General features: G+C 57.1%; 16 protein-coding genes. 12 read left to right on the top strand and 4 right to left on the bottom strand.

All coding sequences use genetic code 11. The features are described 5' to 3' along the window. The first annotated feature begins 32 nt into the window (after window positions 1–32). Genes X757_RS136265 through X757_RS136295 form a run of 7 tightly spaced genes read left to right on the top strand, consistent with a single transcriptional unit; the run spans window position 33 to window position 8,078 of the window. Complete coding sequence (locus tag X757_RS136265; RefSeq protein ID WP_031251739.1) at window positions 33–815, top strand: ABC transporter permease; 783 nt, start codon at window positions 33–35, stop codon at window positions 813–815. Beyond that, window positions 812–1,558, top strand: a complete 747-nt coding sequence (locus tag X757_RS136270) for an ABC transporter ATP-binding protein (RefSeq protein WP_023728060.1) — start codon at window positions 812–814, stop codon at window positions 1,556–1,558. The genes X757_RS136265 and X757_RS136270 overlap by 4 nt, the downstream gene beginning before the upstream one ends. Further along, window positions 1,555–2,337 (top strand): sulfotransferase family 2 domain-containing protein, encoded by a 783-nt coding sequence (locus X757_RS136275; RefSeq protein ID WP_023728059.1) that lies wholly within the window; start codon window positions 1,555–1,557, stop codon window positions 2,335–2,337. The genes X757_RS136270 and X757_RS136275 overlap by 4 nt, the downstream gene beginning before the upstream one ends. Further along, the gene (locus tag X757_RS136280; RefSeq protein ID WP_245275135.1) at window positions 2,334–4,670 is read left to right on the top strand and encodes a glycosyltransferase; all 2,337 of its coding nucleotides are present in this window, start codon (window positions 2,334–2,336) and stop codon (window positions 4,668–4,670) included. The genes X757_RS136275 and X757_RS136280 overlap by 4 nt, the downstream gene beginning before the upstream one ends. Further along, window positions 4,667–6,286 (top strand): glycosyltransferase, encoded by a 1,620-nt coding sequence (locus X757_RS136285; RefSeq protein ID WP_023728057.1) that lies wholly within the window; start codon window positions 4,667–4,669, stop codon window positions 6,284–6,286. The genes X757_RS136280 and X757_RS136285 overlap by 4 nt, the downstream gene beginning before the upstream one ends. Next, complete coding sequence (locus X757_RS136290) at window positions 6,283–6,906, top strand: NeuD/PglB/VioB family sugar acetyltransferase (protein WP_023728056.1); 624 nt, start codon at window positions 6,283–6,285, stop codon at window positions 6,904–6,906. Before X757_RS136285 ends, X757_RS136290 begins: the two co-directional genes overlap by 4 nt. Before the next feature lie 35 nt (window positions 6,907–6,941). Continuing rightward, a complete protein-coding gene (locus X757_RS136295) occupies window positions 6,942–8,078 on the top strand; it encodes an acyltransferase (protein WP_023728055.1) in 1,137 nt (378 codons plus the stop codon). Between the two features lie 503 nt (window positions 8,079–8,581). Here X757_RS136295 and X757_RS1000000169605 read toward each other — a convergent pair. The 3 genes from X757_RS1000000169605 to X757_RS1000000167425 all read right to left on the bottom strand — a co-directional run bounded on the left by X757_RS1000000169605 (window position 8,582) and on the right by X757_RS1000000167425 (window position 11,415). Next, window positions 8,582–9,094, bottom strand: a complete 513-nt coding sequence (locus tag X757_RS1000000169605) for a hypothetical protein (RefSeq protein ID WP_023728053.1) — start codon at window positions 9,092–9,094, stop codon at window positions 8,582–8,584. 1,363 nt (window positions 9,095–10,457) lie between these two features. Then, window positions 10,458–11,021: an alpha-hydroxy acid oxidase gene (locus X757_RS136300; RefSeq protein WP_023728052.1), complete on the bottom strand. Its 564-nt coding sequence runs from the start codon at window positions 11,019–11,021 to the stop codon at window positions 10,458–10,460. 55 nt (window positions 11,022–11,076) lie between these two features. Continuing rightward, entirely contained in the window at window positions 11,077–11,415 is a 339-nt protein-coding gene (locus X757_RS1000000167425) for an alpha-hydroxy-acid oxidizing protein (protein ID WP_245275134.1), read from the bottom strand. Window positions 11,416–11,858: 443 nt separating this feature from the next. Between X757_RS1000000167425 and X757_RS136305 the strand changes: the two genes are divergently transcribed. The 3 genes from X757_RS136305 to X757_RS136315 all read left to right on the top strand — a co-directional run bounded on the left by X757_RS136305 (window position 11,859) and on the right by X757_RS136315 (window position 14,355). Further along, window positions 11,859–12,686 (top strand): class I SAM-dependent methyltransferase, encoded by an 828-nt coding sequence (locus tag X757_RS136305; protein WP_023740360.1) that lies wholly within the window; start codon window positions 11,859–11,861, stop codon window positions 12,684–12,686. A 629-nt stretch (window positions 12,687–13,315) separates the two neighbouring features. Continuing rightward, window positions 13,316–14,056: an SDR family NAD(P)-dependent oxidoreductase gene (locus X757_RS136310; protein WP_023728049.1), complete on the top strand. Its 741-nt coding sequence runs from the start codon at window positions 13,316–13,318 to the stop codon at window positions 14,054–14,056. Window positions 14,057–14,145: 89 nt separating this feature from the next. Continuing rightward, window positions 14,146–14,355, top strand: a complete 210-nt coding sequence (locus tag X757_RS136315) for a hypothetical protein (protein ID WP_023728048.1) — start codon at window positions 14,146–14,148, stop codon at window positions 14,353–14,355. A 701-nt stretch (window positions 14,356–15,056) separates the two neighbouring features. Here the strand turns inward: X757_RS136315 and X757_RS136320 are convergent. After that, complete coding sequence (locus X757_RS136320) at window positions 15,057–16,499, bottom strand: LuxR C-terminal-related transcriptional regulator (protein ID WP_023728046.1); 1,443 nt, start codon at window positions 16,497–16,499, stop codon at window positions 15,057–15,059. A gap of 192 nt (window positions 16,500–16,691) precedes the next feature. Between X757_RS136320 and X757_RS136325 the strand changes: the two genes are divergently transcribed. Continuing rightward, window positions 16,692–17,066 carry a hypothetical protein gene (locus tag X757_RS136325; protein ID WP_156933508.1) on the top strand — a complete coding sequence of 125 codons (375 nt, stop codon included), beginning with the start codon at window positions 16,692–16,694 and terminating at the stop codon, window positions 17,064–17,066. A gap of 1,907 nt (window positions 17,067–18,973) precedes the next feature. Further along, entirely contained in the window at window positions 18,974–19,345 is a 372-nt protein-coding gene (locus X757_RS1000000169260) for a hypothetical protein (RefSeq protein ID WP_023728043.1), read from the top strand. The last annotated feature ends 248 nt before the right edge of the window (window positions 19,346–19,593 follow it).

The raw sequence follows: 19,593 nt of genomic DNA, 5'->3' as shown, positions 1-19,593 counted from the left end.
ATTCGGTGCGGGCGCGGGCTGCTGAGGGATGAATCGTGAATTACCTTAGAGGTATCTGGGCCGCCCGCTATTTCTGGTGGCACTTGTCGATGTCGGATTTGCGTTCGCGGTGGCGGCGCTCCTTCTTCGGTCTGTTTTGGTCCATACTCCAGCCTCTCGGCTTAACTTTGCTGCTGTCTCTGGTTTTTAGCCGAATTTTCGGCATGCGAATTACGGAATATGCTCCTTACATCCTGTCAGGGATGATCATGTGGGAGTACGTGGTCGGCTCGGTGATCGGAGGGTCACTAGCTTTCGTGCAGGCTGACGCCTACATCAAGCAAACACGGCACCCCCTTGCGATCTATACACTGCGCAACGCTTTGTCGGGCTTGATCGTTCTCGCGACGGCAAGCCTAGCGTTGGTTGGATGGGTGCTTATTGTTATGCCCCACGATTTTGGCTGGTGCTGGCTTGCCGCCCTTTCCGCATTTCCGATACTTGGCCTCGTCGCCTGGGCAGGGGCAACGATTACAGCCTACATCGCAGCGCGCTTCCGCGATTTGCCTCACGCCCTGGGCCTGATCATGCAAGCGATGTGGTTTGTGTCTCCAATCTACTTTGAGCCGTCGACGTTTCGAACCGGGGGTCTACACGCGCTCGTCGACTTCAATCCGATATATCACTTATTGCAGATCGCGCGGGCTCCGCTCTTGCACGGACAGTGGCCGAGCATGGAGAACTATGGCTGGTCTGGGGGAACGGTAGTTGTTCTCGGGACTATCGCCATCTTAGTTGGGCGCCGGTCTGAGAAGCGGGTGATCTTCTACCTATGACAAACGCCATTCGCCTCAAGAACGTCAATTTGCACTACGCATCGGTGGCCTTCCGTGAGCGGTCTCTGAAGTCCTTGATTACCGCTTGGGTCAGCCAAGGCCGGAGCAAGCGCGACCTGAACGATATCCATGCACTCAGAGACATTTCTTTAAGCGTGGACCAAGGGGAGCGGATCGGCTTGCTTGGCCACAATGGCGCCGGGAAGAGCTCGTTCCTAAAGATGGTTGCCGGCCTCTATCCGATTTCGTCAGGCTGCAGAGAAGTTAGCGGCACAGTCAGATCAATGCTCGATTTGAGTCTTGGCTTCGAACCTGATGCTACCGGACGCGAGAATATTCTTTATCGGGGTTTGCTGCTTGGGCTTGCGCCGAAGACGATGCGATCAATGGAAGCCGAGATCGTCGATTTCGCCGACCTTGGTGAGTTCATCGATTACCCGCTCAAGACCTATTCCGTCGGCATGCAAGTCCGCTTGGCCTTCGCGATCTCAACGTCTGTCGGTGGCGACATTCTTCTTCTGGACGAAGTCGTCGGAGCGGGCGATGCTCGTTTCATGGGAAAGGCTCGAGCCCGGATCATGAGCCTGGTCGAGCAGTCGGAAATCATGATCCTCGCCAGCCACGACCTAGCTACAGTGCGCCAATTGTGCCAGCGGGGGCTTGTTTTTGCCGACGGGCACATCGTGTTGGATGCACCAATCGAACAGGCGATTAGATTCTATGAAGAGAATTTCTCAAAATGAAAGCTCTCTTTGGCATTCTACGAACTCCTGCGCCAGACGACTTGCGGAATCTGAAATATCCCATCGCCTTCGTACACATCCCCAAGACGGCTGGAACGGCGTTCGTCGAATATTTAATCGAGAATATTGGTGATCAGTCCAAAGTAGCGCCGCCGTTTATGGGTGATATGGCAGTGACCAGAGATGGACGAAGCTCGTATCAGCTCTACTGGGGACACTATGATTATTTCCTGCTAAAGGAAACCGGCCGGAGATTCACATTGGTCACCTTCCTACGGCACCCGCTGGCAAGGGTGATTTCACAATGGAAGTCGTGGTCGAACCCCAGCAATCTTACGGAAGCCTGGTTGAACGTCATGGAGCCCGATCAGATCGAAGCGCTCCGTTTCTCGCAGAATGCGACGCTCGAAGAGTTTATCATGTCCCCAAATCCGTACATCGAGGGACACATAAGGGACGTGCAGACCAGGTATTTGGCTGACGCTCCTGACAAGCCCGGTATGCTAGATAGCGCAAAACGCAATCTTGAAGGCGTCTTCCATTTTTGCGGAATTGTCGAACGTTTTGATGACTCTATCAGGCTGTTTCGGGCTACCTTTACGAACTCCCTGCCTTACGCTGTCGCTACTACCCGTGAAAACAGGTCAAGGGAAATCGAGGTGCACCTCTCTGCCGCAGCACAGGCCCGACTTCGCGCTTTAAATTCAAACGATTTTTTGCTCTATGACTTCGGCTGCAGGCTGTTCGAAAAGCGGTGTCGCAAGGTGCTCCGGAATTGATCGATACTAATATCTCCCCAAAAGCCCATCCGGTTTCTGGAGCGACGCTAGGCGCAACGGGAATGCCGCGGGTCATGTGGCTGTTGAACCACAGTTCGGCTCGCCGATTCGAAATTCCAATGCTCAAAGCTTGCGGTTTCAATGAAATTTTTCTTCCGAAAATCCATCCGGTCGATCCCAGTTTCCGCAGCGCGTCGATAGACTTCTCAGAAGATAAAAACCTGACGATTCCCCCCGCGGATCTTGCAGTCTTGAATGCGGCAGATTGGTATGGGGATCCCGGACGCGACGCATGGGCGGTGGCCAACCGCCATTTTTCGCTACTCTTTTTCATTGTTCACACCGCGGAAGCGCTGGGTAGCATATCCGACCATTTTCAGGGGGCTGCAATATGGCGGGCCTATGGGCTCGAGCGAACGAATAGCTACTCGAACATTCGCAAGCACTTTACGAATGGCCTCAAAACCATCGAGAAAATGGGAGATCGTTTTTGGTTCGGCGAAGCCTATGAGGACTTACGCGAGGTGGAAGGCGAGCTGATTCAAAGGCGAGCCGTCTACCTGCCGCTCGGTCTACCCGCGACGGAGGTAATGAATGGTTGGACGGGCAGGGATCGTCGCGTCTTTTTCGTCTGCCCGGACATCGGTTTCAATTCCTACTATCGAGGGATCTTCGAAGAATTCAGTCGTGATTTTGCCGGTTTGCCCTGTTCGATCGGTGGGAGCCAACCCATAACTGTCGCCGATCCAAATGTCCTCGGCTTTGTCTCCAAGGAGGAGCACGAACGCAACATGCGGGAAATGCGGGTGATGTATTATCACTCCCGCGAGCCACGTCATATTCACTATCATCCATTTGAGGCGGTGCGAGCTGGCATGCCATTGGTTTTTATGGCCGGCGGCATGCTCGACAAGCTAGGAGGCGTTGGCCTCCCTGGCCGGGCGCGCACAGCAGCTGAGGCAAGGTCCAAGATCCAGAGGATGCTCCAGGGAGACGATCGCCTGATTGAGGAGATCCGGACAAGTCAGCACGTGCTGCTAGACCCTATGCGGCCGGAGAAACTCGAGGACATATGGCGGAGAAACCTAACCCACGTCGTTGAGCGGTTGCAGGTTTCCAGCGCTTCGCAAATCGCTGTACGGACACGAAAGAAGCGGATCGCGGTTATATTACCTATCGTTTATCGCGGCGGAACGTTGCGTGCCGCCAAGCTCCTCGCAGAGGCGGTTTCGCGCGGTTCCGAGCAAGCCGGGGAATCTGCGGAAGTCGTGTTGCTCCATCTTGATCAACCTTCCGGGTATGCCGCAAAGGATTGGTCTGATTTGCCTCCGTCTGTGACCACCAGGACCTTCAACTGGAGGGTCTTGGACAGGGCCGAAGCAAAGACGGCAATGATGTTCGACGGCCACTCTGACTGGAATCCGGTCTATGAGAAGTATCTGGTGGTCGACGATGGCATAGTGCAACTTGGCGACTGCGACTTGTGGGTAGTGATTTCGGATCGGCTGTCATTGCCGATATTGCCTATGCGACCTGTGATGCTGGTTGTCTTCGACTATTTACAGCGCCACTATCGAGTCTCTGATCTTGATGAGCAGATTTTGCTGGCTAACCGGTTGGCCAAACACGTTCTGGTCACGACAGATTTTACTCGGCAGGACGCTCTCCAATATGCGGGCATCGATCCCCGCCGTGTCACCAAAGTGCCAATGCTGGTGCCCGGAAAGGGCAAGGCTACGCGGCAGCGAAACAAGGATGACGAAGTTACGCACTTCATCTGGACAACCAATCTGGCGGCACACAAGAACCACCGTAGAGCTCTGGCGGCGTTGCAGCTCTACTACGAGACCTACCAAGGCAAACTGAACTGTCACGTGACGGGTTTCGGCTCAAGCGAAATCCTTAAGAGCCAGTTGCCACACCTTGAAGGCCTCAACCGGGTCGTTGCCGGTAGCCGTGCGCTTCGGCAGAAAGTGAGATTTCTGGGCGAGCTGTCAGACGAAGTTTACCGAAGGGAGCTCGCTGCGGCCGCATTCCTTTGGCACCCAACAGAATTGGACAACGGTACGTTTTGTGTCATTGAGGCCGCACACTACGGCGTTCCGTCTCTCTCGAGCGACTATCCTGCTATGCGTGAGATGGAGGGTCAATTTCAGCTCGGCCTATCTTTTATGGATCAGGAAGATTCTGAAGACATGGCTGTTCAGTTGCACGAAATGGAAATCAATCTGGCGGAGCGAAGGCACTCTTTGGCAACCGAGAAACATCTCGAAGAGCAAGGTGTGGAACACCTAGCATCTAGCTACTGGCGCGTTGTACGCGAACTCGTATGAAAAAGTACGGCATTTTCATCGCATACGCCCCGACTATTGACCTTCGGACAGAGGGGCTAGGGCGGTATTTGTCCTCGTTTCTCAAGGCGGCCACGGCCCGGGGTGATGCTCATTTCGCGATTCTTTGCCCGAGCTGGTCTCGAGAAGCGCTTGTGAAGCTATGCAAGGAAGCCGATATCCCCACCCAGGCTTTCAGTTTTGTCGGCCCTGATGAGACCCCGCTGTTGTATCGGGTTTATCAACTTTTCCAGCGTCGCAGAGAGACGAAGAAGCGCCGCAAGCGCTTTCAGGCGATCCGGGATAGAGTTTATCCTGTGGCGTTTGCCCATGCCGAATGGCTGAAGGGTCGTATTGCAAGTACGAGAAGCCTTACGACCCTGACGGCCTTCGCCTTGTATTGCGTGTCCTTGTCGGTTCCCCTAGCCGCCATCGTTCTCGGGACACGGCTCGTAAGGAGGAGCCGGACCCTAGCCCGTCACTGGTTGAAGCATACTGCTGGAGTACTATGGCAAAGCATTACTTCGCTTAGCTTGGTGTCGCCCTCAACCGTCCGTTTCAGACTCTACGAAGTTATGCTGGAACGGGAAACCGCTCTGATGATCCAAAGTGGGAACAGACAGAGTGATATTAGCGCCTGGTACACCCCAGCCGCCTTCTGGCCAAGGGTATCGGATTTGAAGGCGCCTGTGCTGACCTGCGTCCCTGACGTCGTTCTCGCCGAATTCCCCGTAGGCTTTGCGAGACTTGGCGGCGTTCCCATGCAGCACGCATACCAGACGGTGGCCAGCACAATTCGCCGGAATAAGAATTTCGTCACTTACAGTGATCATATCAAACAGGGGATCCTCGTTGAAAAATTCGGCGTTGATCCCGATGCAATCCGGACGATACCCCATGCCCCGAACGACCTAAGTCGTCCCATCTCGGTCACCGGTTTTGTCGACAACGAAGCAACCGCGCGCGCTTACGCTGAGATGTTGCTGCTCGGCGCTGTCCGGAAGGCCAGCAATGAGCGGTATGCCAGTACTTTTAGCAACCCGCAGGTGAAATTCCTTTTCTATGCCAGTCAATTTCGCCCATCTAAGAACGTGATCACACTGCTTCGCGCCTATGAGTGGCTTCTCCGAAAGAGACGTATAGGTCACAAATTGATTTTGACTGGCTTCAGCCACTACGAGAGCGTCAGGATTTTCTTGGACCAACACAACTTGCGCTCGGATGTGTTGTGCGTTCACGGACTGACCGAACCGGAATTGGCCGCCTGCTATAAGCTCGCGGATGTGGCGGTGAGTCCCAGCCTTTCTGAGGGCGGGATGCCTTTCACCTTCACAGAAGCGCTGTCGGTCGGTACTCCGGCGATTTTGGCCGATATTGATGTGACCCGCGAAATAATAAAGGACCCGGCACTCCGCGAAGCGACTCTTTTCGATCCATATGACTGGAAGGCCTTGGGCGAAAAATTAGAATGGGCCATTCAAAACCGCGCGCTGCTCTACCAACAACAACGGAAATTCTATGAAGATGTGCTGGCAGAGCGGTCATGGGCGAATGTGGTCGAAGAGCATCTGGAGATCCTTGACGGGCTGGCTGCCAGAGAGATCGTGGCTGCAAAGTGACATTAGAAACGGGTATCTACGTTCTAGGTTTTGGTGGTCATGCCCGTAGCGTAGCCGATGTAGCCTTGGCAGCCGGAGTGAAGAATCTTATTTTTGTGGATGTGCAAGCCCGACCGGACGAGACCTTCGCCGGCTTTCCGGCGATCACAGCTTTGCCTGTGAGGTTGGCCCCTGGATGGAGCATCTTTCCTGCTATGGGAGACAACCTCGGCCGAAAGGCAATATACAATCAACAAAGTGCACCAATCGCGAAACTGATATCTCCAAATGCCACAATCGGCGTCCTGGCTGAGCTGGGCGCCGGGACGCTAGTAGGTCATCATGCTCACGTAGGGCCAGCAGCTGTAGTCGGCCGCGGCGTGATTATAAATACCGGGGCAATTGTCGAACACGAGTGCCGGGTAGGAGACTTCTGTCACATCTCCGTCAATGCAACGGTCGCCGGCCGTACACACCTCGGTTCCAACGTATTCGTGGGGGCCGGCGCCACGATTATCGACAAAATCGAAATCTGCGATGACGTGATGATCGGGGCTGGAGCGACCGTAGTCGACCACATCGTGGCATCTGGTGTGTACGTTGGAACACCTGCCAGTCTCCTTAGAGCTCAAGACGGCTAGCGTACTCGCGAGAGCCGTCCAAAGGACCGTTCTGCATGTCAAATCGCAATCTTCAGCTAGACAGCCTGCGCGGTGTCGCGGCGGTCTGCGTTGTATTCCATCATTGTATCCATGTCGCCGACCCGCATCTCGTTCCCCGCGTCTTGAACGTACCTTTGAGCGCATTGTCTGCGGGGGACATGGCGGGCAGAGCCTTGCTTTCTGTATTTGCCGGTGGGATGGCGGTGAATCTCTTTTTCGTCCTTAGCGGAGCCGTTCTCATGGGGTCGCTTCAGCGAGAAACGACTTTCAGTTTTTGGACTGCTGTAAGCTTCACGGCGCGGCGGATACTTCGGATATACCCCGCCCTTATCGTCATGATCGTCGGGTTCGGGCTGCTGAGTTGGGTGTATCCGCCAAGCCATTCGCCCGGCCCGTTCACCATTCGGCAGCTCGTCGGAAACAGCTTGCTCATTAACAACGATGTCAATGGCGCAACATGGACCCTACAAACCGAAATGCTGATGGTGCCTTTCATCTTGTTGACCGCGTTCGGACGTTCGGTGTTTGGTAACATCGCGTCGGTCCTGTTTCTTTTTTGGGCTACCAGCTGTCTGTTTCTCGGTGCGCCTTTTGCACCGGATCTGATGAACGTATCCCTTCCATCTTTTGCACTGGGAATGCTCGTTCCGATGACAATCAGCGACGATGCGAGAAAGCTCCCGGGTTGGGTCGTGCTCGTGGCGTTGTTTGCGATGATTTGTATCCGGTTCGCATTCCCGGTCGCAGATATCAAGGCTCTGATAGCTGAGGTGGCGCTTTCATTCTTAGCGGTCTCGATTCTTTTCCGTGGAGGTGAAAGCAACCGGGCCTTCGACAACCCGATAATGACGAGCCTAGGCCGCATCAGCTTTGGAATTTATCTGATCCATCCGGTGGTGTTGTCGGCGCTTTTGCCTCTTTTCGTCACGACCTTTGGCTGGGACTGGATCGCGACAAACTACGCCGTCTTCGGCGTATTTTTTGGAACTGTTGTAACGGCGATAACGATCCCGTTGTCACAACTCTCTGAACGCTATGTAGAGCGCCCGTTCATAAGATTTGGCCAAGAGGCATTCGGCTCGAACAAAATTCCTGCAGGCTGGCGGCGGCGATCAAAGAATTCGTTCGCGCACACATTCTTCGAGCCGTAGCGGCGTTAGATACGGCCGGTGCATGATACGAAGGTAGCGCCGAGCGGTTGACTCGGGGAAATGCAAGAGATTTCGACTTGGCAACCAGCTAATTGAGGCCGCCTCGCGGATCATAAATTGTGCCGCCAGCCTCAGCCGCGGTGCAAGCCGCTGCCGCATTCGAATGGCACAGGCTCGACGCGTCGGGCAAGAAAAAGCAGCCCTACGCAATCGCCATGAAATCGGGCGAGCTTTCGCCACGGCCGGCATCTGGGAAAAGTATGCAGACAAGGCGACCGGTGAGCTGATCCGTGCGTTTGCCTGCGAGCCGAAGGAATTGATGGCGACCATCAATTGCCGCATGCCGGTCATTCTGGCGCCGGAGACCACATGCGCTGGATTGGGCCGGAGCAAGATCCCCGCGACCTGATGAAGCGTTCCCGTCCGACGGATGACGATGTGGCCGATCGACACCAAGGTCGGTAACCCGCGCAACCGCGCCCGACATCATCGACAGGATCGGCCTAGGGCCGACCGACCTGTTCGACGTCTGAACCCTGTTGGGCGATGCCGTCGGTTTCGCTGTCCTCGTCAAGCAACAAAGGCACGGGCAAGTAGGCATTGGCGCTCAGCCAATCGCCGATGATGGTTTTGATAAGGTCTAACTTCGACATTTTTATCTCGACCGCAATGTCGGACAGTGAATCCTCCACTCTCGGATCAAGGTCGACACCGTCGGTGTTTCTAATTACAAGCGCGGCCCGTCGAAGCATGACCTGCAGATCGGCGCGCGTAACGGCCGAAATGCGATCTGATGCGCCCTGAAGTTCTCCTGTGAAGGACGAGCGGGTCACAGCGAGAAACATCAACGCGGTCAGCAGAACGGCCGAACCCCGAAGCGGTGCTCCCAGGGTCAGCGCGGCCTGAGTGCTGAAAAAGGTGATTATCAGGAACGCGATCACGATTGCCGGCCACATTTTGGCGAGACGGGTGCCCCATCGGCTTCTGGCACGCGGCCCGGCGACGGCGGCCGCCATTGTGCGTCGGTGCCGCCATACTGCCCATGCAAATTCCCAAACCGGTTCGCAACAGGTCCCCCGAGGCCGGTCCGACGCTCCAGAGCCGCAACGTCCCGAGCAGCGTGACGCCGATGAGCGCAAAGCCAATAGTAAACGACAGATCGCGCACGAGCGCCGTCAAATGAGCTGAGCGCTCCGCGAACTCCGTTCGCCGCGATGCCATTAAGAGTGATCTGACGGCGGCGAGGATGATAAGGCCGAGCACGGTCGCTACGTTCCAAAGCTGAAGGGTTTGCAAAGGCAGGCCCGAACCGGCCAGCAGCCGCGCAGCAATGAAACCGATAACCAGTGCCACCACAGCAGCCGCCAAGCCCGCAAAGAATATGCGCCATGGACTGCTCTTGGCGCCCGCCTTCTTGAACGGCCGGGCGAGCAGGATGAACACGCCCGCGACGAGCGCAACAAGCAACACAATCTCGAACATGAGGGCAAAGAGAGACCTTCCTCGGCCGCAAGCGAGGCCTTCAGGTTTTCAAGTTCGACGGAGGCGCCGCTTAAAGCGGCAAACCGCGCGAACAGTCCGGAGACGAACCGCTCGGCGAGCTGTTCGAAGCCTGAAACCAACGAAGTAACGTCTGTTTCCGCCGTCTTTTCCACGATTTCTCCCCCTTTCAACGCCTCGGAAGCCAGGACCGGCGGTCGTTCGTCGGCCGCCGTCTCGCTATCAAACCGTCGAACAATTCACGCTTTTCTGCGCGGCCCTTGCCCCCGCGGGGTCCGAGCGTACTGACTTTGTGGGCCCAGAGCAAAACGACAGCGTCGTGTCGTGAGTAGAAGGTCGCTGCGTCATGCCTCAGCCTTCGGGTCTCGTTGACCGCGACAATCTCGATTCACTCGTCAAGAAACTTTGACGGGCGCCGTTCCGAGTTCCCAAGCCAACGTAGAATAACGGAACGAGCCAGCAGTGGAACGCAAGTTACGTGGGCGGCGACGGACTCCTGAGCACAACGCGCGAAGCGGTTCGTGAACATAGAAATCCCTTTACTGCGATCCGGACCGCAGTGACAGGCCTAGCGCGCGAAGGCTCAGAGGGGCGCAGCTACGAACGCATAGTCCTCGACCGTTCCTCTACGCCTTTCGGGCCAAGCCAGAATACTGGCTCGGACGTCGCAGGTCATTTCGAACTGGACCGGACGACCTGTCTTCAGCTGTACGACGATCCCACGGTCCGGATTTCCTGCCCGGCGACCAGATCTCGAGTCCTGATCTTGACCAGATCGCAGCCGCGAAGCTTGCTGTCGATCGCCAGGTAGAACAGGGTGCCGTCACGAATGTGTCTTTCTCGATCGAAAGGAGCGAACAGCCCCAGATGAGCGGACGCTTATAGCGGAACGTGACCCTGCCTCATCGAACCGGATAAGGCGGCGGTTCGAGATCGCAACCCAGTGGGTATAGTGGCGAGCGCATCGGGAATTTTGAAGCCGGCTCGCATTTGCCTTCGCCGATCGCCGAGTGTTGGCATATCCACCGTTACGCAGATCGCCTTCGCTCCGCCCGCAGCGACTTGGGCGACAAGGTCACGGTTGAAACCTCGATCGCTCTGCCAATACAACAGGAACCAGATCGGCACAGGGCTTGTGGCCACGCATTCCTCGATGGTTGCTGTTCCGCTGGTCCCCAGAGTGAATATCGCACCGGCTTCGCCCGCCCCGCGAGCGGCAGCCACCTCGCCCTCGGGGTGTGACATGCGTTGGAATGCCGTTGGCGCCAGAAAGATCGGATGAGAGAGCCTTTCACCGAAGAGCGTAATGCTTGTGTCGATCTTCGAGACGTCCCGCAAAACCCGCGGCCTGATCCGCAGCAGGTCAAACGCACCTACATTGTCCCGCATCGTAATTTCGTCACCAGCCGCGCCGACGATAAACTCATAGACGGCATGGGGCAAACGATCACGTGCAGCAGGTTCGAAGTCTGCCAGGCAAAGAAATTCATTTGCGAGATCANTCGCCCGCCCCGCGAGCGGCAGCCACCTCGCCCTCGGGGTGTGACATGCGTTGGAATGCCGTTGGCGCCAGAAAGATCGGATGAGAGAGCCTTTCACCGAAGAGCGTTATGCTTGTGTCGATATTCGAGACGTCCCGCAAAACCCGCGGCCTGATCCGCAGCCGGTTGAAGGCAACTACATTGTCCCGCATCGTAATTTCGTCGCCAGCCGCGCCGGCGACAAACTCGTAGACGGCATGGGGCAAACGATCACGTGCAGCAGGTTCGAAGTCTGCCAGGCAAAGAAATTCATTTGCGAGATCAGAAGGCATTTGCCACCCGGCTGCGGTGTTCAAGACGTTATGCTGAGTTGTTACGCTGTTCAACAGGCCGCCCGTGCTCCACGNTTTGCCACCCGGCTGCGGTGTTCAAGACGTTATGCTGAGTTGTTACGCTGTTCAACAGGCCGCCCGTGCTCCACGCCATGTTGAGCTTCTTTCCAGAGCGCGGGCGATACAATCGCGCTCGAATCGGAGTGACATTGAGTTGAGCCCATCCGTGCCTGACCAGAAGCCAGAAGGCCCCTGCTGGACAACGCGCTTTTGTCGTCTGCCGTGCTGGTGGCCAAGCCGTCGCGCCCTCTCTGAAGGACTTCTCTCGTTTGAGGTGCGCCTAGACGGCACCCTTGCAGATATTTATGTTAGACATCTCTAAAGTAGGCATGAGCCGCTCGGCTTCGGATTGCGCCAAGGCCTTCAAGCCCTGATTTGTTGTGCTTTTTCATCCGGGGGACGCCAGTATGACAAGCGAACGTCAGCACGAATACGAGTTGGGACATTCGGAACGAGAACTGAGAAGGCTGGCGACGCAGGCGGCATTGGTTGACCCGATGACGCGGGATTACCTGCGGCGAGCTGGCCTTCGAGCGGGAATGCATGTCCTTGACGTGGGGAGCGGCGCTGGCGATGTCGCCTTTCTCGCGGCTGATATTGTCGGACCCACAGGTCTTGTTATCGGCACTGACAGGTCGGCGGAGGCTCTTGACGCTGCTCGGGCGAGAGCCGCGCAACGTGGTTTGGAGAATGTAATCTTCCACCAGTGTGATCCTGCCACCTTCACTTTCGATATAGCGTTCGACGCCGTTGTTGGCCGATACGTCCTAATGTTCGCGCCCGATCCGGCCGAGATGTTGAGAGGGGTTGCGCGGCATCTTGGTCCCGGCGGCGTGATGGTATTCCACGAAGTCGACTGGACTGGCGCTGCCTCGTTTCCCTCCGTCCCAACGTACGACAACTGCTTTCGGTGCATTGTGGAGACATTTCGTCGTGTAGGGACCAACCCCAACATGGGCCTGCAGCTCCATGCGACCTTCGTAAAAGCCGGGCTGCCGGCCCCTAGCATGGCGGTAAGTGCTCTCGCCGGAGGTGGATCAGACAGTATGAGCGGCATTGATCTGATCTCCGATCTCGCAGCGACCATGGCTCCGGTCATGGAGCAGATGGGCGTTATCGCAGCTTCAGAACTCGGTCCCGAAACGCTGCAAGATCGAATTCGCGCCGAGGCNTATGCAAGCGGAAGCGTGGTGGTCGGCCGATATGAGGTGGGCGCCTGGTCACGACGAATGTAGGCACCACGGTCATGCGCCCGCGCTTCCCCCGTCCAGCCCGCTCGAGCTGAAATTGACGCTCAACGATGGAGGCGGAGAAGGCGCACTAGAGCCGTCCGACCGCTACAGCGATAGCGCCATCAAGACAGCGCTGCTACGTCAGGGCAGCAGGTGAATTGCCACAAGCTCGATGATCAGCAAAACGGCGCGCACCACGCCTCCAATACGCGCGGATGTCCTGATCGGTTTGGAATGCTTCTAGCCAGAGCCCGTCGGGGGAGACGCCAAGGCAAATGGGGATAGGCATCGCGGCTGGCACGATTGTAGTAGGTGCTAAAGCATCTCTGCCCAACATGCAGGCGGCTCTCTGACCGCGAAGAACACATATTAGCCTGCGCTAACTAATGGCGAAAGCCCCCCTCATCGAAATATCGCCGGCCTGTCCTGATTGTCTCTTTGGTTCTTTCAAACTGGGCAATGGCGTGTCGCCGGAGGAGAGCGGGACAAAGAACAACATCGTCGGTGTACGATCTGGAGCTCGCTGCCGACCAGGTCATAGCTTGGCTCCGGCGCTGCCAAGACCTGGTGACACCGGTCTGGCCGCTGGCGAAAATATGCGATCCTGCTAAACTTAGCCCGTGTGAACACGCATGAATGGGGGCTTTGTGCCGGTATCATATGACCTCATTGGCAAGACAGCCGTCGTAACCGGCGGAGCAAAGAGTATCGGCAAGGCAATCGTAGAGCGCCTTGTAGCGTCGGGTGCTGCAGTGCACGTGTGGGATCGAGATCAGATCGAACTGAAGGGTGTGGTGTCTACGAAGGTCGATATTACCAGCCGCGATCAGGTAACCCATGCGATCAACATGATCGTCGGTCGTGGCCAGCGTATAGACGTTCTGGTTAACAACGCCGGTTATCTAGGAACCCTTCACCCGTTTGACCAACACGAACCTGCAGACTGGCGAAGCATCATCGAAACCAATCTGATCGGCACGATGCAAGTGACGCAGTTGGTTTTGCCCCACATGCGAAAATGGGGTGTTGGCCGCATTGTCAATATGGGCTCTTTGGCGGGCAAGGAAGGTCTTGCCAACCTTGCCGCCTATTCAGCCTCCAGCGCAGGTATCGTAGTCTTCACAAAGGCGCTTGGGCGTGAGGTCGCCAATACAAACATACGCGTGAACTGCGTCGCTCCTGGGCCAATCGATACGGACATGATCCGAAACCTCGGGGTCGCAGCTGTCGAGACAATGATCGTCGATAGTCCAATGAACCGGCTCGGCCGGGTCGAAGAAGTTGCCCACATGGTGGCCTGGCTGTGCTCGGACGCCAGCAACTTCAATACCGGCGCGGTATTCGACATGTCGGGTGGGCGGGCGCGTTACTGAGCGCCGACTGTGTCTCGGTGCTTTCAGGCGGCCCCGCGTCACCGTGGACCAAATATTCCCACCCTAACGGCGACCTATGTGATCCCCTCATGGCAACTCTGCGGTACGAGGTAAGGCGGGAACCGGATGGGACGTGGGCGGTGTTCGACGTTTTCACCGGGCAGCCGGCTATTGTAGTGGGCCACCCTTCTGTCGACCTTCCCGACATGGAGTATGCTGAAGAGCTGGCAGCCATCCTGAATGCCAACGACCTGAAGCAGAGGCTATCTCACGGGAGGCTCCCCGGAGGGCTCGCCTGACCGAGGTGGCATGACAAGTTAGCCATTCAACGCCTTCGTACTGCCCTTCCAGGATGGCTCGTCCGATTCCGAGCAAGCATTTGTTATTGAATTCCCGACTACGACCGTCTTAAATCGACTTGCCATTGCGTTTCGTAGGGAGGATGTGATGGGCACGTGGTGCCAATTCGCAGGGCCACGCGTTGCGTGGAAGTAGTCGGAGCCAGTGGCGAATGGGTCGTCCGCATCATAGAGACCGACCAGGAAATTACACGCTCATTGGGCCTGGAATCCTTTGCGCTGTCCTTCGCGGAAGGCCAGCGGATACGCCTGCATCTCGACAAAACGCTCTGGGTTGAACGGTGCTAAATCCACGAGCCGTCCAGTTGCTGGCTGTCTTGCCTCCCCAGGGCGCCGGCATGGAGGCTCGGTTTTTCGGCAGTAACCTCGAGACGGCTCGACAAGCCTGAAGGTCGATCGTAAAATCGGCTCAAAGCTCCTGCCTCGGGCCGCGTTCTCGCCGCTCAATGATCGTCAAACTGCCTGCGTAGGTGATCAGGTGAAACCAGGACCTATTCCTTGCGCGTCACGCCCCTCTTTCAGCCGCGACGACTACATGCTGGCCCGCTTTCTGAGGATTTTCACCGCGAAGCTGACGGTCCGCTTGCGGCCCCAATGCTGCCCAGGAGCAATGCGCCTCTGAGGTGACCAGAGTGAAGAAGCTAGGCCAAACCCGCACGACGGGCGCCTTCTCTGATTGCAGCAATGGCGACAGGATTGGTAACCGGATAGGTTCTGATGAACACCTCAGCCGTGAAATTCGGGAACTCGTCCTTCAGTCGCGAATTGATCCTGGCGACCTGAGGAGTTTCATTGAGCATCGCATGAGCCATTGCCACAAACAGAAGGGTGGCGGGCGAATCTGGCGCAGATTGACGTAGCGCGACCAGTGATTCACGGTAAAAGCCTAGAACGTAGCTGCATCGAGCGAGCATTCCATAATACCAGGGAACATAAGGATTTAGCCGGACCGCTCGCTTGGCCAGTTCGTAGCCACGCTTCGGGTCGCTGCCAACAAGAGCAAGGCTACCCGCAAGAAAGGCAAGTGAGTCCGCGTCATTTGGAGCAGCCACCAACACTCGGTCATGTTCTTCGACAGCAGCTTCGACATCGCCCTGCAATGCCCGAAGATCGGCAAGCATTATGCGGGCGTAAATGTCGGCCGGATCAAGCGCCAGCGCTTGCTTGACACATTGGCTCCAGCTCTCGATCGAGCCGGAAAGGTTGTCGGTAAACCCGTTGATAGCTTCCACAGCATGCGCAAGTGCCAGCGCCGTCCAAGCTCTTGCTAGACCCGGGTCGAGTTCGATCGCACGCGCCAGTAGCCGTATCGCCTCCTTGTTCGACTCACGGGTGAAAAGGTGCTTCTGCTCAAGCCCAAGCAGATAGCAGTCATAGGCCTGCAAACTTGCTGGAGCCTTCCGACGAGCCGCATCGCGTCGCAGATTGGCGAGCTGACCGTGGCAAGTTGCAAGGACATTGATGACGTTTTCGGTCACGCTGTCCAGCATCGCAAACAGGTTGTTCGCGGAACGATCGTAACGCATCGTCCAGACATCGACCCCTGTGTGGGCGTCGACGAGTTGGACGCGGATGCGCACCCGCTGCCCGTCCACTTGAAAACTTCCCTCGATCACATAGTCGGCATTCAACTCTCGTCCGAGAGCTCGCACGTCAACACGCCGTCCCTTGTAGGAAAGCATTGTTTGGCGGGCGATCACCGCAAGGTCCCGGTAGCGAGAGAGATCAACTATGAGGTCCGCCGACAAACCATCAGCGATACGAGTCCAGCGTTCTTCTCCGCTTAAATTGTCGAACGGGAGAACTGCGAGGACCGGCGGACCCGGCTCGTCGGTCGAAAGACTTCCGGGTGGTGCATGGCTGCGGTCCTGCTGGCGGTGATCGGCAAGTAACCCAGCAAGCGCCACTTTACTGCGAACATCGAGCTTCCGATAAATGGCCGAAAGATGGGTCCGAACGGTGGTAGGCGCTATGAAAAGTGTTTCGCCGATTTCGCGATAAGTCATGCCCTCCGCAAACTTTGCCGCGACCATCAACTCCCGATCCGATAAGCCGGCGAGAGGATTGCCTACGGCGCGAAGCATCGTTCCATTTTCCTTGCTGCCGACCTGTGGCCAGAACCCGATGGCCTTACATCAGGATGAAAATACTACAGATGCGATATCGAAAACACTGCATTTGCACGATTCCATGCGACGGGTCAGCATCCTAGTCTCTGCAGATCGGCAGGGCAGGTTGCTTGGCAGGCCTGGTCGATCCAGAACACGGAGGGCTCCATGACAAAGTTGTCTGTCTTGACCGTAATGCTGGTGCTTTTGGTGTCGGTGGGGCCATGCTTGTCCGAAGGTACCCAAACCAACAGCAAACTGACTTCCGAAGAAGCGCTGCAAGCTGCCAGCTCTGAACTGTATTCCGACATTCTCGTGCGAGCATGCAGGAACGGATGGCGGTATCCGCGCAGCTACATCGAAAATGGATTCAGGCGCCACCTCGCGGAGCTGAAACTGCAGCTTGTCGATCAGGGTTACAGCGTCGTACCCAACATGACCGCGAATGATCTGCCCGTCCGAGGACCGATATCGGAGACCAAACGCCGTCTGGTTGGCTCGCGCCAATTCAGCTGTTCCCACCCATACTGGCGCGATGAATGACTCCACGCGACGGTGTGCATCTGACAGCCTGATTTCCGGCGGTTCTCCCCAGGTTGGAAGGAGGCGTTGACGAATGGCAGGTTGTTATTCCAGGAGGGGTGACACTCCTCCTGGAGCTGTAAGCAACGTCATGGAATGACCGCTCTTCGGCTGCGTGGCTCCGCAAGCTGCCGATCCGCTACCGGCCCTGTTCCAGCCGCCAAGGGGCCGGCCGGTAAGAGCGCCCGCTAAACTTGGTCGTCAAAGCAGCGTATTCGTCAGTTGACAAGGCAAACTTCGCTCGATGACCGTGAACTCGAACGGCAGCTTACCGACGAGCGCTTCCTAGAAGCAGACCGTCCGGATACGGCCCCAAATGAGACGTTGGAAGCATTGAGGGCAGGGGACAGTTCGTGGCGCAAACGAGATAGCAGCTCCGAGTAGTCATCGCTGTTCGCGAAACGGTCGATTCCTGGACATCGCAATGTCGTGTATCGACTAACGCGCTATCTCGGCTCGAGGACCAATTCAGGTACGCGCCTGACATTAGCTGTTGAGCATAGATCCGTGCGTCCCGGAAAGCGGACGCGGCACGATCCGGGTTAGGCGAGTAAGATACGCTCGATGACGGCGGCGCGCGCGGAACCGTCGCAACCAAGGATGAAGCTGTTGCTGGAGTCGAGCGGGCATTCACGCGGCCATTGCCGGAGCAGATCGGCGCTAGGACGGCCCAGCAGCCTTTGTAGCGGGGGGACACTTTGCGGCGGGCGGGCCGCTGGGCTCGACCGGTGAGACTCAGCGCCGTCCGGCAAACAATATGCGCACGACTGCCAATGCCAACGAATCATACAAACGGAGGAAGGAGCGATCTAACCAGCGATCGCCATTTCCGATGCCAGCGCCTAAGTCTTTTATGAGACCTAAGCGCAGCTTGCCGGCCGCAGCATGGTCCCAATTTGGGACGAATAGTTTGGCGCCCATATTGCACCCACATCTTTCGCCGGCTGATCCCCGGTCCTGATCGCGTACTCTGATCAGGTGTAAGGCTCGCCGGGCTCGAGGTAGTTGGGGTCTTCGCCCGGCGAGTTGTCTANGAGTTGTCTACCAATGCGCAGTCACAGCCACACGGTGACGCCATACTCCGAAATGCCGCAAGCATTCCGCAGTTGTGCATCGCCCGACCAAGTCGATCGGTATGGGACTTCAGTCGCGCAAAGGGCGATACGGTCTGCGACTCCGGATTTTTTGCTACATTTCAGAGGGTTACAAAGCGCTCCGCAGTCGTCAGTCGCTCATTGCAACAAGCATTTATCTAAAGTTCATTCAGTCGAATTAGGAAACTCTTATAAGCCGCTCTATAACGAATCGGCGAGGTGGCTATTCGCCTGAGGAGGTACCATGACATCCCGAAAAACGCTGTTGGCAGCGCTTGCCGCGCTTGCGCTAGTGACCGCTCCTGCTTTCGCTGGCGCGGGTGGAAACGGTGGTGGTCACGGCAATGGCGGTGGTCACGGCAATGGCGGGGGTCACGGCAATAGNGTAGTGACCGCTCCTGCTTTCGCTGGCGCGGGTGGAAACGGTGGTGGTCACGGCAATGGTGGTGGTCACGGCAATGGCGGTGGTCACGGCAATGGCGGTGGTCACGGCAATAGCGGCAAGTCCGGCAACAGCGGCGGGAAGTCCGGCAACAGCGCTTCGCACAGCAAGTCGGCATCGGCTCACGCCGGAAAGAAGGCCTCGGGCGAAGACCAGGTCGCCGTCGACGACATTGAGGTCGCCGCGACGCCTAAGGACAAGAACATTCACGCCAAGCTTGGCCGGCTGAACTCGCTGCAGCGCAACATCAACGCNCCGCGACGCCTAAGGACAAGAACATTCACGCCAAGCTTGGCCGGCTGAACTCGCTGCAGCGCAACATCAACGCTTATATGAACTCCAAGAGCAAGAAATTCGCCGGCATTCAGGCTTATGTGACAGCGTCGGCGGCCGCCAAGGGTGCCCAAGCCGCGGTAGATGCCGCCCAAGCCGAAGTCGACGCGTTGAACGCCAAGTTGAACGACCCGAATACCCCGGCCGACCAAGTCCCGACCCAGGAGCAGATTGACGCAGCGCAGGCGGCTCTCGATGCCGCCAATATAGCGGCGGCCGATGCTGCTGCCGCCGTCCCGTCGCTGGATGACGCGCTCGCCGATATGGCCAACAAGCCGGTCGACGCCGAGGTCACCGAATGGGCCAACGGCGTGCTTGCCGAGAAGATCGACGAGATGGCTGCCAAGCAGACTCCTGCGGCAACGCCGTAAGGCGGTCACAGGTGAAGCGACCCTAGTCGAACGTGCAAGCCGCCGGGTCACCCCCCCGGCGGCAGGGCGACCCGAGCTTGCCACCTTATTCTCCTCTTTGAGGGCGACCCCCAAACAAGCGGAGTTGCTACCGACGCGTAGGAACAAAAGTGCCGAAATACCGTGTTGAGGAGATGGCAGGCGATGCCGTGACGGCCACCCACACCGTCAACGCGAAAACTCCGATCAGGGCGGCGCGCGAAGCGGCG

The sequence above is a fragment of the Mesorhizobium sp. LSHC412B00 genome, from assembly GCF_000503035.1.
GTDB lineage: Bacteria > Pseudomonadota > Alphaproteobacteria > Rhizobiales > Rhizobiaceae > Mesorhizobium.
This window is presented reverse-complemented; position numbering and strand designations above follow the sequence as displayed.

What these genes read in the sequence shown, in the direction of transcription:
- X757_RS136310 (WP_023728049.1), top strand. Translation starts at nt 13,316, where the DNA reads ATGAATGGGGGCTTTGTGCCGGTATCATATGACCTCATTGGCAAGACA.
- X757_RS136275 (WP_023728059.1), top strand. Translation starts at nt 1,555, where the DNA reads ATGAAAGCTCTCTTTGGCATTCTACGAACTCCTGCGCCAGACGACTTG.
- X757_RS136270 (WP_023728060.1), top strand. Translation starts at nt 812, where the DNA reads ATGACAAACGCCATTCGCCTCAAGAACGTCAATTTGCACTACGCATCG.
- X757_RS1000000169605 (WP_023728053.1), bottom strand. Translation starts at nt 9,094, where the DNA reads ATGGCGGCCGCCGTCGCCGGGCCGCGTGCCAGAAGCCGATGGGGCACC.
- X757_RS136295 (WP_023728055.1), top strand. Translation starts at nt 6,942, where the DNA reads ATGTCAAATCGCAATCTTCAGCTAGACAGCCTGCGCGGTGTCGCGGCG.
- X757_RS136285 (WP_023728057.1), top strand. Translation starts at nt 4,667, where the DNA reads ATGAAAAAGTACGGCATTTTCATCGCATACGCCCCGACTATTGACCTT.
- X757_RS136315 (WP_023728048.1), top strand. Translation starts at nt 14,146, where the DNA reads ATGGCAACTCTGCGGTACGAGGTAAGGCGGGAACCGGATGGGACGTGG.
- X757_RS1000000169260 (WP_023728043.1), top strand. Translation starts at nt 18,974, where the DNA reads ATGAACTCCAAGAGCAAGAAATTCGCCGGCATTCAGGCTTATGTGACA.
- X757_RS136320 (WP_023728046.1), bottom strand. Translation starts at nt 16,499, where the DNA reads ATGCTTCGCGCCGTAGGCAATCCTCTCGCCGGCTTATCGGATCGGGAG.
- X757_RS136325 (WP_156933508.1), top strand. Translation starts at nt 16,692, where the DNA reads ATGACAAAGTTGTCTGTCTTGACCGTAATGCTGGTGCTTTTGGTGTCG.